Origin of the sequence: Neisseria animalis, assembly GCF_900636515.1 — a bacterium.
Lineage (GTDB): Bacteria > Pseudomonadota > Gammaproteobacteria > Burkholderiales > Neisseriaceae > Neisseria > Neisseria animalis.
The window spans coordinates 1,884,854-1,899,476 of sequence record NZ_LR134287.1 but is presented as its reverse complement, the minus strand read 5'-3'; the positions used below and the strand labels follow the sequence as shown (position 1 = coordinate 1,899,476).

The 14,623-nt window shown below is 51.5% G+C and carries 19 protein-coding genes; 12 read left to right on the top strand and 7 right to left on the bottom strand.

The window, feature by feature from the left end; genetic code table 11:
* The first annotated feature begins 2 nt into the window (after positions 1-2).
* From EL111_RS08715 to EL111_RS08660, 12 genes are all read left to right on the top strand, one after another.
* Positions 3-230, top strand: a complete 228-nt coding sequence (locus tag EL111_RS08715) for a hypothetical protein (RefSeq protein WP_066081431.1) — start codon at positions 3-5, stop codon at positions 228-230.
* Positions 231-485 carry a hypothetical protein gene (locus tag EL111_RS08710; RefSeq protein WP_115225457.1) on the top strand — a complete coding sequence of 85 codons (255 nt, stop codon included), beginning with the start codon at positions 231-233 and terminating at the stop codon, positions 483-485.
* Positions 469-867 carry a hypothetical protein gene (locus EL111_RS08705; protein WP_066079412.1) on the top strand — a complete coding sequence of 133 codons (399 nt, stop codon included), beginning with the start codon at positions 469-471 and terminating at the stop codon, positions 865-867. The genes EL111_RS08710 and EL111_RS08705 overlap by 17 nt, the downstream gene beginning before the upstream one ends.
* Positions 868-886: 19 nt before the next feature.
* Positions 887-1,060 carry a hypothetical protein gene (locus EL111_RS10750; RefSeq protein WP_162842978.1) on the top strand — a complete coding sequence of 58 codons (174 nt, stop codon included), beginning with the start codon at positions 887-889 and terminating at the stop codon, positions 1,058-1,060.
* A complete protein-coding gene (locus EL111_RS08695) occupies positions 1,057-1,266 on the top strand; it encodes a TraR/DksA family transcriptional regulator (protein ID WP_066079416.1) in 210 nt (69 codons plus the stop codon). Before EL111_RS10750 ends, EL111_RS08695 begins: the two co-directional genes overlap by 4 nt.
* Complete coding sequence (locus tag EL111_RS08690; protein WP_066079419.1) at positions 1,266-1,592, top strand: TrbJ/VirB5 family protein; 327 nt, start codon at positions 1,266-1,268, stop codon at positions 1,590-1,592. The genes EL111_RS08695 and EL111_RS08690 overlap by 1 nt, the downstream gene beginning before the upstream one ends.
* A complete protein-coding gene (locus EL111_RS08685; RefSeq protein WP_066079422.1) occupies positions 1,585-1,902 on the top strand; it encodes a hypothetical protein in 318 nt (105 codons plus the stop codon). The genes EL111_RS08690 and EL111_RS08685 overlap by 8 nt, the downstream gene beginning before the upstream one ends.
* Before the next feature lies 1 nt (position 1,903).
* On the top strand, positions 1,904-2,449 hold the full coding sequence (locus EL111_RS08680) for a DUF3486 family protein (protein ID WP_066079426.1): 546 nt from the start codon (positions 1,904-1,906) through the stop codon (positions 2,447-2,449).
* Positions 2,446-3,747 carry a terminase large subunit domain-containing protein gene (locus EL111_RS08675; protein WP_066079429.1) on the top strand — a complete coding sequence of 434 codons (1,302 nt, stop codon included), beginning with the start codon at positions 2,446-2,448 and terminating at the stop codon, positions 3,745-3,747. The genes EL111_RS08680 and EL111_RS08675 overlap by 4 nt, the downstream gene beginning before the upstream one ends.
* A gap of 172 nt (positions 3,748-3,919) precedes the next feature.
* A complete protein-coding gene (locus tag EL111_RS08670) occupies positions 3,920-5,425 on the top strand; it encodes a DUF935 domain-containing protein (RefSeq protein ID WP_126325854.1) in 1,506 nt (501 codons plus the stop codon).
* Entirely contained in the window at positions 5,422-6,327 is a 906-nt protein-coding gene (locus EL111_RS08665; RefSeq protein ID WP_123796440.1) for a phage head morphogenesis protein, read from the top strand. The genes EL111_RS08670 and EL111_RS08665 overlap by 4 nt, the downstream gene beginning before the upstream one ends.
* A 9-nt stretch (positions 6,328-6,336) precedes the next feature.
* Positions 6,337-6,828, top strand: a complete 492-nt coding sequence (locus EL111_RS08660) for a phage virion morphogenesis protein (protein WP_126325853.1) — start codon at positions 6,337-6,339, stop codon at positions 6,826-6,828.
* 284 nt (positions 6,829-7,112) lie between these two features.
* Here the strand turns inward: EL111_RS08660 and glyS are convergent, their stop codons facing one another.
* From glyS to EL111_RS08630, 7 genes are all read right to left on the bottom strand, one after another.
* The gene (glyS, locus tag EL111_RS08655; RefSeq protein ID WP_123794693.1) at positions 7,113-9,173 is read right to left on the bottom strand and encodes a glycine--tRNA ligase subunit beta; all 2,061 of its coding nucleotides are present in this window, start codon (positions 9,171-9,173) and stop codon (positions 7,113-7,115) included.
* A 69-nt stretch (positions 9,174-9,242) separates the two neighbouring features.
* Positions 9,243-9,629: a type II toxin-antitoxin system VapC family toxin gene (locus EL111_RS08650; RefSeq protein WP_123794691.1), complete on the bottom strand. Its 387-nt coding sequence runs from the start codon at positions 9,627-9,629 to the stop codon at positions 9,243-9,245.
* Entirely contained in the window at positions 9,626-9,868 is a 243-nt protein-coding gene (locus tag EL111_RS08645; RefSeq protein ID WP_123794689.1) for a type II toxin-antitoxin system Phd/YefM family antitoxin, read from the bottom strand. Before EL111_RS08645 ends, EL111_RS08650 begins: the two co-directional genes overlap by 4 nt.
* A gap of 43 nt (positions 9,869-9,911) precedes the next feature.
* Positions 9,912-10,070, bottom strand: a complete 159-nt coding sequence (locus tag EL111_RS10580; RefSeq protein ID WP_162842949.1) for a virulence RhuM family protein — start codon at positions 10,068-10,070, stop codon at positions 9,912-9,914.
* 75 nt (positions 10,071-10,145) lie between these two features.
* Entirely contained in the window at positions 10,146-11,159 is a 1,014-nt protein-coding gene (locus EL111_RS08640; protein WP_123794687.1) for an acyltransferase, read from the bottom strand.
* 145 nt (positions 11,160-11,304) lie between these two features.
* Positions 11,305-13,230 (bottom strand): glycosyltransferase, encoded by a 1,926-nt coding sequence (locus tag EL111_RS08635; RefSeq protein ID WP_231998443.1) that lies wholly within the window; start codon positions 13,228-13,230, stop codon positions 11,305-11,307.
* Between the two features lie 150 nt (positions 13,231-13,380).
* Positions 13,381-14,616 carry a glycosyltransferase family 2 protein gene (locus tag EL111_RS08630; protein WP_123794684.1) on the bottom strand — a complete coding sequence of 412 codons (1,236 nt, stop codon included), beginning with the start codon at positions 14,614-14,616 and terminating at the stop codon, positions 13,381-13,383.
* Positions 14,617-14,623 lie beyond the last annotated feature (7 nt).

Below are 14,623 nucleotides of genomic sequence, written 5' to 3'. Positions count from 1 at the left end.
AAATGAAACTTTGGTTAATCGATATTATTCACGCCGTTGACGTCATTTGTAACGGCTATCTTTGGCTGTATGTCATCGCTTTCGTTTTCCGGATGTTTTTTCTGAAAAACCATTTTCTGATTTTAGTGCGCCGCAAATGGGATTTTAGCGATACGTTGATGATTGTTGCGTTGCTCGGTGTGGTGTTTATTCCGAGCGAAGCGGCTTTGAAATCGATGCTGGGGGTGTAAATGAAACTGCTTAAATGGCTCTCCGGCCTGATTGTCAACCCCGCCACCGGGCAAATCTCGCATACCAAGCTGTGGGCAAACGTGGCTGCCGCAGCGATGACCGTCAAATTCGCCCAAACCCCCGAAGCCCCCGAGTGGCTGTGGTGGGCATACGGCGCGATGGTCGGCGGCTACGCCTTAATCAAGCGCGGCATTGCGGCCATTCCCCAAGTGGCGCAAATCAACAAAGGTAAAGACGATGTGGAAAACGCTTAGCCCGGTGTGGCAAACCTTGATTTCAACTTTGCTGCTGGTGGCGGCGGTGTCGGCTCTGTATTTCTGCGGTTATCAGGCTGCGGCAAAACAGGCGGATGCCGATAAAGCCGAAATCATCGCCACTTATCAGGCTTCGGCTCTGGCTGCCGAGCAGCAATACGCGGCCAAGCTCGCCGAAGCCGCCGCCGAAAAGCAAAAGTGGATGGACTTTGCCCAACAGCAAAGCCGTGATCTGGCGGCGGCCTACCAAGAAATCGACCGCCAAGCGGCGCAATTGGAGAAACAGATTGATGAAACGGTACAAAAAGACGGCGGCGGTTTTAACGGCATTGGCTCTGACAGCGTGCGCCTCTACAACCGCGCCCTCGGCCACGCCGATTAAGGTAATCGAAAAGGCGGAAATGCCGCCGGTATCTTCCGAGCTGCTGCTCGTTCACGAACGCCCCGAGCGTCTGGGCGGCGGCTCACCCCAACAACTGTTAGACCACGCCGTACGCCTCGGAGCGTATGTGCAGAAGCTGGAATATCAGGTTTCCGGCTGGCAGGCGTGGTATGAGCAAGAGAACAGCAAATGACCGACATTATCGACAAAGCCGCTGAAAACGAAGCCGTCTTTTTGGCCGAAGCCCTCTATAAGGCCAGGCGGTTTGAAACCGTGGACGCGAGCACGTACGAATGCGAAGACTGCGGCGATACCATTCCCGAAGCGCGGCGGCAGGCCGTCCGGGGCTGCACCCGCTGCGTGCTGTGTCAGGAATATTTCGAACGCGGGTGGCCGTAATGGACAATAAAACCTTTATCAGTATTGAGTTTTGGCAGTTGGTCGGCTTCCTGCTCTCGTTTCTGGGCGTCTGCTGGGGATTCGGCAAAATGCTGCTGGCTCAGTTTCAGGCGCAGCAGGCTGAGCGGCAGAAGCAGTACGAACGCCTGCAGAGCAAAGTGGAGCAGATGGAGCGGACGCTTGGCGAGTTTTCCGCAGCCTTGCCGATGACCTATGTTTTGCGCGAAGACTACATCCGCAACCAAGTGGTGCTGGAAGCCAAAATCGACAAAATCAGCGAGAAGCTGACCGAGATTTACAAGATGGAGAGCCAAAAAAATGATTAGCGAAGAATTGATGGCCAAGCAGCGGCGCGAAGGCATGCGCTGGCAGATTCTTAATACACTGAACAAAGCCCGTCCGCACACCACGGCGGAAACCTTTCTGCTCGACATCATGAATGCGATTTACCCGCAAACCACCGCGCTGGAATTGCGCCAGCAGCTCGACTATCTGGCCGACCGCAAGCTGGTGGACGTGAGCAAAACGCCGCACGGCTTATGGTTTGCCGACTTGACCAGCTTGGGCGTGGACATCGCCGAATACACGGTCGAATGCCGCCCCGGCATCGCCCGACCCGAGAAAGTGTGGGCTTGATATGGCACGCAGAAGTACAGTCGAACAGCTGCCCGAAGCCGTGCGCCACGAGTTTGAACGAAAGCTGGTGGAAAACGGTTTTGCCGATTATCAGGCTTTGGCCGGATGGTTGCAGGCGCAGGGCTACGAAATCAGCCGCTCGGCGGCGCACCGCTACGGGCAGAAAGTGGAAAAGCGGTTCAAATCCATCAAGGCCAGCACCGAAGCAGCGCGGCTGTTGGCGGAAAAAGCCGCCGATGACGACAACAAACTTTCTGCCGCCCTTACGGCGATGATTCAGGACGAATTGTTCAACGCGCTGGTGGAAGTGGGCGAACAAAACGATATGGAAGCCGCCGAGCGGCTGGGCATGATGGCGGCGACCGCCAAAAACATCGCCCCGCTGATTTCCGCCACCACCCGTTTGAAACAGTTTCAGACGGCCCTGCAAGACAAAATGGCACGCAAATTCGCCGAACTGGAAGCCGAATCCGCCAAACAGGGCAGCGGTTTGGATGCGGACACGCTCAAACGCATCCGGCAGGAAGTGTACGGAGTGTTCTCATGACTTCGCCCGCCTTAACCCTCTATCCCTACCAAAAGAAATGGCTGGCGGACGACAGCCGTTTCAAGGTGGGGATGTTTGCCCGTCAGACGGGTAAAACCTTTACCACCACGCTGGAAATCGTGTTGGACTGCTTGGAGGCGGAAGCGCAGGGCAAACGCACGCGCTGGGTGATTCTGTCGCGCGGCGAGCGGCAGGCCAAAGAAGCGATGAACGAAGGCGTGAAACGCCATTTGGAAGCGGCAGGCATGGCCTGCGAGATTTTGCAAGTACCGTTTGATGCCGCCACCAACGCGCTGGAAGTGGTGCTGCCCGGCGGCAGCAAAATCACCGCGCTGCCCGCCAATCCCGACACCGCCCGCGGCTTCTCCGCCAATGTGTTTTTGGACGAATTCGCCTTCCACAAAGACAGCCGCGAGATTTGGAAAGCCCTGTTTCCGGTGATTTCCGCAGGCTGGAAGCTGCGCGTGGTGTCCACGCCCAACGGCAAGGGCAACAAATTCTACGAACTCGTTACCGATGATAAAAATAAAGAGTGGAGCCGCCACATCGTCGACATTTACCAAGCCGTTGCAGACGGCCTGCCGCGCGACACCGCACAACTCAAAGCCGGTCTGAACGACCCCGACGCATGGGCGCAGGAATTCGAGCTGCAATGGCTGGACGAAGCATCGGCTTGGCTCTCTTATGATTTGATTCACGGCGTGGAACACGAACAGGCGGGGCTGCCCGAATACTACGGCGGCAACCCGTGCTTTGTCGGCGCGGACATCGGCATCCGCAACGATTTATTTGTCGTGTGGGTGTTGGAGCAAGTCGGCGATGTGCTGTGGACGCGCGAACTGATTACCCGCCGCCGTGCGAGCTTTGCCGAGCAGGACGCATTACTGGACGATGTGTTCGACCGCTACCGCGTCATCCGCTGCTGCATGGATAAAACCGGCATGGGCGAAAAGCCCGTCGAAGACGCGCAGCGGCGGCACGGCGAAAGCCGCGTGGAAGGCGTGCTGTTTACCTCCGCTTCCAAGCTGGCGATGGCCTCCATCGGTAAAGAAGCGTTTGAAGACAAAAAAATCCGCATTCCGATTAACCAAGAGCTGCGCACCGATTTGCACAAGCTGCAAAAAACCACCTCCGCCACCGGCGCACCGCGTTTTGTGGCCGAAAGCGATGCCAACGGCCACGCCGACCGCACATGGGCGTGTTTCTTGGCATTGAACGCGGCGCATGAAGATACCGGCCCGGTGCGCGTTACCAGCCGCAATGTACGGCGCAGAAGCCGTCTGACCGGAGGATATTAAGATGAGACTGTTCCATTCCTTATTCGGATTGCACACATTCGAGCTAATCGACCAAGTCAGCGTATTTGAAAACGAAAAAGACCGTTTGCCGCCCGCACGATGCTTTATTCAACGCTGCCGTGTCTGCGGCAAAATCCGTAAAACAATGATTCGATATTGAGGCCGTCTGCAAATGAAAAAGCCCCATTTCAAACTCAAAACCCCCGCCGGCAAAGTCGCCCTCAATGCCGACAACCTTACCGCCCATATCGCCGCCGCACAACGCTTTATGGGCGTAGGCGGCTTCGGCGGCTGGCTGCCCAATCCCGACCCCGTGTTAAAAAAACTCGATAAAGACATCGCTGTCTATCGCGAACTGCTGTCCGACCCGATTGTCGCCGGCCATGTACGCCGCCGCAAAGCCGCCGTGGCGGGCATGGACTGGCGGCTGGACGATGACAGCGTTGCCCCCAAAACCGCCGAAGCGGTGGCCGCGCTGTTTGACGGTTTGGATTTATACCGCCTCATCAACCAAATCCTTGATGCCGCATTGTTCGGTTACCAGCCGATTGAAGTGGTATGGCGGCAGGATAAGCTGTGGCTGCCGTCCGAAATCGAAGCCAAGCCGCAGGAGTGGTTTCATTTCGACGACGAAGGCCGTCTGCATTTCAGCCGCTATTTTTCAGACGGCAACGAGCCGCTGCCCGACTATAAATTCCTTTGCCCCACGCAAAACGCCAGCTATACCAACCCCTACGGCACGGGCGACTTGGCCAGCGTGTATTGGCCGACCGTGTTCAAGCGCGGCGGTTTGAAATTCTGGGCGGAGTTCGCCGAGAAATTCGGCGCACCGTGGATTATCGGCAAAGAACCGCGCAGCAACACACCTGCCGATACCGACAAACTCTTGGACGCACTCGAACAGCTTATCGGCAACGCTGTGGCCAGCATTCCGAACGATTCCAGCGTCGAAATCAAAGAAGCCGCCGGCAAACAGGGCAGTGCGGACGTGTACGACCGCTTTATCCGCTACTGCCGTTCCGAAATCGCCATCGCGCTGCTCGGCCAAGACCAAACCACCGAAAAAGACACCAACCACGCCAGCGCGACGGCGGGCTTGGAAGTGACCCAAGACATCCGCGACAGCGACTGCCGCATTGTCGAAAGTTGTCTGAACGAACTGATCGGCTGGGTGTGCGACCTGAATTTCGGCACGGACGAGGTGCGGCCTAAGTTCGTCTTGTTTGAAGAATCCGAAGGCGGCAAAGAGCAGGCCGAACGCGACCAAATCCTCACCGCCTGCGGCGTGCGCCTGAGCGAAAGCTATTGGAAGCGTGCCTATAATCTGAGTGATGAAGACATTGCCGTGGTGGGAAATGTGGAAACGCCGGAGCATTCGGACGGCCTGAAAACCGCAACGCCTTTGGATTTTGCCGAAACGGAACACTTCGCCGATGCAGGCATGGTCATCGACACACTTACTCCCGATGCAGGCCGTCTGAACGCGCAGAGCCAAGCCCTGACCGCCGCATTGATGGCCGATTTGCAGCAGGGCGAAACCGCCGAAAACCTGCTCGACCGCTTGGCGGCGGCTTACCCGAATATGGACGACACCGCCTTGCAGGAAGAGTTGGCACGGCTGATTTTTTTATCCGAACTGGTCGGCAGGATTGAAGCCGCAGAGGAGCTGGTGCAATGAATCCCGAAGATATCAAAGCCGTATTTGAGATGAAGCCCGAAGCCGCCGTTGCCTATCTGAAGCAGAAAGGCGTAGCGGTATCGTGGGACTGGCAGGATATGCTGGACGACGCGCACGCCACCGCGTTTACCGTTGCCAAAACCGCAGGCATGGACGTGGCCAACGATATTTACAGCGCGGTGGTCAAAGCCGCCGAAACAGGCCAAACGCCGGAGCAGTTCAGCCAAGAAATCACGCCCGTCTTGCAGCGCAAAGGCTGGTGGGGACGGCAGGAAGTGCCGAATCCCGATACCGGAGAATTTCAGACGGCCATGCTCGGCAGCCCGCACCGCCTGAAAACCATCTATATGACCAATATGCAGTCGGCCTATATGGCAGGCCGGTATGTTCAAATGAAAGAAGCGGCGGATACCCATCCCTATTGGGAATATATCGCCGTCAACGACAGCCGCACCCGCGAAACCCACCGCCTGCTGCACGGCAGGATATACCGCGCCGACGACCCGGTGTGGGACAGCCTCTATCCGCCGCTGGATTACCGCTGCCGCTGCCGTGTGCGCCCCTTATCCGCCGAACGCGGCCGGGACAAAGTGCTGCCAAGCCCCGAACTTGAAACCATCACCGTAGACATCGGCGAAAACCGCTTTACCGGCGAGCAACGCCACGCCCGACGCACCGGTATCCGCATCGGCAGGCAGTTCGTTGCCCCCAATGCCGGTTTCAACGCCAATCAGGGCAAAACCATGCTCAGCCGCATGGCGCAGGTAGCCGTCGACAAAGCCCAAGCAGTCCATCCCGACATTGCACGGGTCGCGTTGAAAGAAATGATGAAAAACGAGCGTTTCAAAAACAGCCTGAGCGCAGGCGCATTGGCTTGGGTACTGGAATTATTGAAAGGTTGAGAGCTTGAAATGATTGAAATCAGTCTGGACGCGGACAAACTCGAACGCGGCTTGAGCCAACTCCTCAAAAATGCCACCGATACCCGCCCTATGATGCGCGGGCTTGCCGCCGAAATGGTCAGTCTGACCGAGGACAACTTCGACAGCGAAAGCTGGGACGGGAAAAAATGGAAACAAAGCCGCCGCGCCGCAGAAGAAAACGGCAAAACCCTGCAAAAAGACGGCCAACTGGCCGCCAGCATCAGCACCCGAACAGGCAAGGGCTTCGCCCGCATCGGCAGCAACAAACCCTACGCCGCCATCCACCACATGGGCGGTACGGTAAAAGCCAAAAACAAACCGTATCTCATGATACCGACAGGGAAAGGGTTCAGAAAAGTCAAACAGGTGGAAATACCCGCCCGGCCATACCTCCCCGTCAACGGAGACGGCCAACTCCAAACCGGAGCCGAACAACGCCTGCTCGACATCGCTCTTGACTCTCTCTCAAAAGGGCTGTAAAAAGAAAAAAAACGGGCAAATCCGCCCGTTCCATTTTGTTGCACTATATGCAACAGCGTTGCAATTTCCCCATACCACATCATCCGCCAAAGTCCCCCTTTATCCCATTTATCTCACAGACCCCTGTATATTTATCTCAATGGGTTTCAGCATTGTCCTGTTAAACGGCTATAAGGGTAAAGGCCGTCTGTAAACAGTTGTCTCAACCATTTACAGACGGCTTTTTAATTGGCTTTGGGATTTTACAGACGGCCTTTGCCGATGAAAGGCCGTCTGCAAATTTCTTATTCGCCCAACAGCGCGATATCCGCCACCGCGTTCATCTGCTCTGCCAGTTGGTTGAGCAGGTTCAGGCGGTTTTGTTTGACGACGGCATCGTCGGCCATCACCATCACGCCGTCGAAGAAAGCGTCGACTTGCGGTTTGATGGCGGCCAGCTCGGTTAAAGCCGTCTGAAAATCGCGTTGGGCGACGGCGGCGGTGATTTTGGGCTGCAAGGCTTGTGCGGCGGCAAACAGGGCTTGCTCTTCGCTTTGCTGCAACAGGGCTTCGTTGACCGCGCCAAGCCCGCCATCGGCTTTTTTCAAGAGGTTCTGCACGCGTTTGTTGGCGGCGGCCAGCGCGGCGGCTTCGGGAAGCTGTTTGAACGCGGCTACGGCTTTGAGCTTGGCCTCCAAGTCGTCCAGATGGTCGGGGCGTTGCGACAATACGGCGGCAACGATGTCTTGCGGATAGTCGTTTTGCAGCAAAACGGCCAAGCGCGCCTGCATGAAGTCGGCCACTTCGGCAACGGTGTTTTCAGAGAGTTTGCCGGTGGGGAAGGTAGCGAATGCGGCGTTCAGCACGTCGCTGATACGCAGGCCGTTGTTCATCAGCATACGCAGGATGCCGAGCGCGGAGCGGCGCAGGGCGTAGGGGTCTTTGTCCCCGGTGGGAATCAGGCCGATGCCCCAGATGCCGACGAGGGTTTCGAGTTTGTCGGCCAGCGCGGCGGCAGTGGCGGTTTTGCCTTCGGGCAGCCCGTCGCCGGCAAAGCGCGGGCGGTAGTGCTGCTCGATGGCGTTGGCGATTTCTTCGCTTTCGCCGTCGAGACGGGCGTAGTATTTGCCCATGGTGCCTTGCAATTCGGGAAATTCGCCGACCATTTCGGTAACGAGGTCGGCTTTGGATAGGCGGGTGGCGCGTTCGGCTGCGGCGGCATCTGCCCCGAGTGCTTTGGCGATGTGGCCGCTGATGCTCATCAGGCGGTCGAGACGCTCGGCCTGACTGCCCAGTTTGTTGTGGTACACCACTTGCGAGAGCTTGGGCAGGCGGCTTTCCAGCGTGGCTTTTTGGTCTTGCTTGTAGAAAAATTCGGCATCGGAAAGGCGCGCGCGCAATACGCGCTCGTTGCCGCTGATGATGTGCGACGGATTGGCGGTTTCCAAGTTGGAAACCAGCAGGAAGCGGTTCATCAGCTTGCCGTTTTGGTCGAGCAGCGGGAAGTATTTTTGGTTTTGCTGCATGGTCAGAATCAGGCATTCCTGCGGCACGGCAAGGAAGTGTTCTTCAAAACCGGCCTCCAGCACCACCGGCCATTCCACCAGCGCGGTAACTTCGTCGAGCAGGGCTTCGTCGGCGGCCACGCAGGCGTTCAGACGGCCTGCGTTGTCGTTCAAGGCTGCCTGAATGGCGGCTTTGCGTTCGGCAAACGAGGCGATGACGCGGCCTTCGTTTTTCATTTGTTCGGCGTAGCTGTCGGCATCGGTGATGGTGATGAGGCCGTCTGAAAGAAAGCGGTGCCCCAAAGTCTGGTTGCGGCTTTGCAGGCCGAGTACGCTGACCTCCACCACATCCGAACCGTGCAGCACCACCAGCCCGTGTACGGGGCGCACGAAGGTGAAGGTGCTGCTGCCCCAGCGCATCACTTTCGGAATCGGCAGCTTTTTCACCGCCTGATTGATGATGTCTTCCAAGAGTTCGGACAGGCTTTTGCCTGTTTGCGTGTATTCGTAGGCATAAACGTCTTGCCTGCCGTCGTGGATGATTTTCAAATCTTCGATTTTCGCGCCCGCACCGCGTGCAAAACCTTCCAAAGCCTTGGTCGGCACGCCGTCTTTCATGCCGTTTGCCACCGCCGGGCCTTTTTTCACAATCTGCTGGTCGGCCTGCACGGGCTTGACGTTTTTCACCTGCACCGCCAAGCGGCGCGGCGAGGCATAGGCGGTATATTCTGTTGAGCCGTCAATCAGTTGGGCTTTTTCCAAGCCTTCGGCAACGGAGGAGGCAAAGGCGTTGCCCAAAGTATTGAGGGCTTTGGGCGGGAGTTCTTCGGTTAAAAGTTCGATTAACAGGGTTTGGGTCATTTTTTACTTTCTTTAAGATAACAAGCGGCTGCGCTTTTTCGTATGGCGTGATTATAGTTGAAATAGAGTTTAAACGGATTGAACAGTGTTGCCGTAAGCCGCCACTTTTTCATCTGCGCTCAATAGCACAATCCCTTCAATTTGCGACTGGGCGATTAAGATGCGGTCAAACGGGTCTTTGTGGAGGTCGGGCAGATTGGCGGTGGCGGCAGAATGCAGCCCATTAATCGGCAGTTCGATATAGCCGTTGTCCAGCAGGGCGCGGCGGAACAATACGGGATTGACAACAAAGTCGGCACGCCCCAAGCCGGATTTGATGGCAATTTCCCAGATACTGGCCGCGCTGAACAGCAGATCATTATCCTGATTTTCAATGATGTCGCAGGCAGTACCGCTTAATTTCTGGCTGCCGCAGGCTGCCCACAGCAGGATATGCGTGTCCAGCAGGTATTTCATTCTGTCGCCCCACCAAACAGGGCTGAAATTTCCGTTGTTCCCATCTCATTGAAATCATCAGGAATCTGCATGTCTGGCATAAAGCCGATACGCTTGTTTTTTTTGTGTTCGGATTGGTAAGGCAGCACCTGTACCATAGGCTTGCCCGCTTTGGCAATAATAAACGGCTCGCCGTGTACCGCACCCTCCAGCAAGCGGGAGAGGTTGGTTTTGGCTTCATGGATATTGACGGTTTGCATGACAGTACCTCTCAAATATCAGACTAAGTTTGGTTAGTCTAGTCTATATCAAAATAGATTTCAATGGAAAGATGCGGTAAAACAAGTTGTTTCGGCGTGCAACTATCTGTACCTGCGACAGCCAAACGGTCTCTTGCTCAAATCTGACTTCGACTTGGGTTTGGCCGTCTGAAGTTTGGTAGATTTCAATCAGGTTGGTCATGGCGTTTTGTTTTTCATTGGCCGGAAACCGGATTTGCAGACGGCTTTGTTGTGATGTAAGCCATCTGCAAAGTATTTAACCGGTTATTATTGGAGCTTTGGGGATTTTCCTGACTATTATAGCGATAACTAAGCTGATTGCTAAGGTTAGCAATGAAGTCAGGGGTATCTCTATTAGGGCGGGCATACCTGAAAATATGGTTTCAACTTTCGACATAATGAGTAAGTGTATGAAATAGATAAAAAACACATTCTCGGAGATGGTTTTTAGTATTTTATTATACTTACTGTTTATTTTAATATCGAATATTAAAACAAATATTGAGAGTGCTGCCATTGCTACGTTTATTGTTAAATATTCGTATGCTGTCGTTATAGTTGTGTTTGCATGGTAGCTCAGCCAGATTGTGGCGATGAAAGTTGTTAGTGATGAAAGTAAGAAAATATATAGAACGGTAGTTTTCTTAACTTTGTTAAGAATTGCTTGTTTATAGCGAATCAATAATCCACCTAATATAAAGTATCCGATATAACCGAAAACAGGGCTGTAGTTAATGCCCATAGGGTTGAGAAATCCTATGGATATGTAGCCTTTAATCAGATAAACGGTAAACCATAATGTAAGCAGATAAAATATTAAACTAGGGCTTTTGTTAATATTTTCATAGAGGTTTTTAATGAATGGAAGGGTTGCATAGATAAAAATCATAGCATATGCAAACCATAAGTGATACATAACCGGTTCATGCAGCATATGGGTAAACTTTATATCCACACCATAATGTTTAAGGTGTAAAACGTAAATAATACTCCAAAATATTAGTGGAATAGTAATTTTCCATATTCTTCCGGATATTCCGGATAGTGTATTGCCGGATATTTTTTCTGTGTTGAGAAGTAATGCCCCGGATAACATGAAAAATAAGGGAACACTTACTCGGGCAAATGAATCAAACAGGTTGGCAAATAACCAATTTGATTCATGGATACCGGTAAAGTCGATTAAATATTTTGCGGATACATGTATGACTATAACCAAAAAAATGGCATAAATTCTGCAAAGGTCAGCCCATTGAAACCTACTGTTCATGTAATTATCCAAGTTTGTATATTGTTATGATAAATAAGTACCGGTATTTAAAATTTACAGACGGCTTTTTGCTGGAAAATGCCGTCTGTAAATCGCTACTTTGGTTTATATAGTCCAATGAAAGATGTTACCGTGCTGCATTTGGTTATTCCGTCATTTGGTAATAGTCGCGAATCATTGATGAATATTCGCTGCGTGTGCTTACATTTTGGATTTGATGGTGTCGGAAATCCAGTAATAAATACGGTAAAACTTGTGCCGGTTTCAACATTTTTTCAATTGGAATCAAAATGCCGTTGCAGTTTCGCAATCTTCTGGCAATTGCGCCAAAATCGAATGCGATAATCGGCATACCTTTTACGGAGAGTGCCGCACTTAATGTATAGGAGTAGGTTTCGGGACATACTGCAGGAAACCAAATGGCATCCAAGTCGGCTTTATGGATTGTTTCTTGTAATTCTTTATCTTGGTATGCGCCGAGAATTTCAACATTATCTAGCGAACGCAATCTGTTGTCGTCCATGGTATAACCGATGATGACAAAGGTAATGTCCAAACCTAAGCGGCGGCATTTTTCGGCAAGCTCGCAAACCATATTGAAGCCTTTGTGCAATCCTATTGCTCCGATAATGCCGATTCTTCTGTTTGAGTTTATGTCGAATGGACGGAGGGCATCATGATATTCAGGCCAAATATCGAAATGAGGGCGTACATGAATAGGTAAGCCGTTGAAGTAGCGTTGCAGCCGCCATTTCACATCTTCATCAGGTACGAATACTTTTTCTGCGCCGTGTAATATGTTGCCATACCAATGCCGGTATTTTTGAATGTCGTATTGATGAGGTTGTGCTTCCGGATTACCTTGTATGCAGTGGTTGCATTCTTCTTTGTCAGGCTCTCCGCAAAAGATGGAATGTCCTGCTTTCATTAGGGTAATTTGCGGACAGATAGGCAGATAATCATGTACGGTAAAGTAGTAAGGGATTGAGGATACTCGGAGTGCATTCGTTAAGTTGTCGATAAACAGCGTGGTAAAACCTTTTAAATGGTGGAAATGTACTGCCGTTGCTTTGATTTCTTCTTTCAGGAAGCGGATAAGGCCGTCTGTATTTCGGGGAATAGGAATGTTCGGCAGAGGGTGAATCCCTTCCAAATGTAATACGGGTTGCTGTTTTTTGTTTGGTTTTAATGAAATAACGGCATAGCCTTCAGCAGCCAGCTTTTCTACCATTTCCAAATGGTGTTTTTCTGTACCGCCACCTAAGTTGTGGCTGACAAACAGCATAACGGGTTTGTTTTGTATAAAATGTTTTAAACGCTTCATGTCCACTCGTTGTCTGAAAATTGCAACTGTATCGGCTTCAATGAATTTTGAAACGCTGGGAAGGTGGCCGGGATGCAGTTTTTTGATGATTTTCAAAGCGTGTTTGACCCGCTCTTCTCTTACTTCGGAACTGAAAGAACTGCTTCCGTGATGGCGTACGAATACTCCACCGGCTATCAGGTTGCGCCAGCCTGCTTTTTCTACCCTGACGCACAAATCGTTTTCTTCGCCATATCCTTTGCCGAATGATTCATAATCGAAATATCCGATGTTTTCCAAGCATTTCCGACGGACGTACATACAGAAGCCGACACCGGTTGGGGTATCGACCGTCTCAAGCCGGTTGGCTTCGGCAAAAAATACGCTTAATTCGGCATCGGAAATTTCGTATTGGTAAGGGTAGTCTTCGACAAAACAGGGGTAGCTGCAAATGGTGGCACTGTTGGACATGGCGGTAATTGTTCCCGCCGTCGGATATTTTTCGGCGCAAGCCAGCAGATTATCCAACCAATCATCATAGACTTGTGTGTCGGAGTTCAGCAGCACGACATCTCGTTCAGGATGGAGCGAGAATCCATAGTTGCAGGTTAGTACGAAACCTTTGTTTTCTTCATGCTGGTGGTATTCAAATTGGAAATCTTGGCTGAACTCGTTAAGTTTTACCCGCAAGTCATCATCAGGGCCTCGATCTTCAATAACCAAAAGGTTGAAAGGGGTTTTGGTTCGTGCGGTTAATACGCTGTAGATACAGCGGAGTGTATCGTTTGGCGCTCCATATACAGGTATCAGAACATCAACAACTTCAGCATCTGACGGGGGGGGGGGTAGTTTTGTTTGAGGTTTTCCCAATCTTCCGCAGATGGTTTAACGGGACGGTTGTGTTTCAGGGTATTCATGCTATTTTTCTTTTTTGATGAGTTTGTACAGGAAATGGATAGGGCTGAGTAAGCTCCATGCTGTCGAATTTAGGATTCGGACAGCTTCCTGATAACTCTGTATTTCGGTAGTCGGAAAGAAAAGGGGTTTCTTAGGGCGTTTTTTTATTTTCCAATTCAATTTTTTTACGGCACGAATGATTTGATAACTCGGGCTTTTGTAAATATATCGGAGCATTGCATGCCCGTTTATTGACACGGCGGGAGAGGGCGTGGAGTCGGATTGTTGCTCGCGGTGCAAGGCTCTCATGCTTTCCCGGTATCTGGCATTGTCATATGCTTGTTTGAGCTTACCTAATTTGTCTTCAAGCTCTTGTATTTTCTTGGTTTGTTCCATATTTTTCTGTTCCATGCTGTTGGCAAAAAGGGTTAATTCAACATGGTCTGATACTTCATTTTCAAGTGTTTGTATTTTCTGAGTTTGTTCGGTATCGTGCTGTTTCATGTTGCAGATAAGGTGGACTAAGTCGACATAACCTAAATTATATTGCAAAAACAAATCTTGATGTTTGTTGCATACTTTTTGCCAATTCAGACGGTTAAGCTCAGGATTTGCCGACAGTTTATCAATGAGGGAGTCTTGGCTGCTTCGTCTTCTGTATTTAAACAGTATTTCTGGAATTTGATATACTGTTCCTCCGTTTTTCAATATCCGAATCCAATAATCCCAGTCCTCATGAGTATCTAAACTTTCATCGAAGCCATCTAGCACCCGATAGTCAGTAGCGCGGTGAAATGAAATAGAAGGAAATTTATTTCCCATCAGCAGGCTTCTAAAATCTTCGTAAGGCGGTATTTCCCACAGACCACTTTGTACCCCGAAAAATTCTGCTTGGGGATAAACCAGTTTGCAGTCAGGATTGCTTTCCAATATTGCTACTGCTTTGGCGGTGTATTCAGGCAGAATCACATCGTCTGCATCGAGAAACAGAAAATATTTGCCGCCTGCCAAACGGGCGGCGTAGTTGCGGGCGGACGATACGCCTTGATTTTCCTGAAATGCGTAGCGGATATGGGGCTTGCCGGCCAAATAATTTTGTAAATAGTCCCTGTGTTCTTGAGTAGAGCCGTCATCAATAATGATGATTTCAATATTGGAATGGGTTTGCTGTTCGACTGATTCGATTGTTTCGGCGATGTATGCTTTGCAGTTGTAGTAGGGAATCATCACGGAAACAAGCGGAGGGGCGGTATTCATGGCAGTT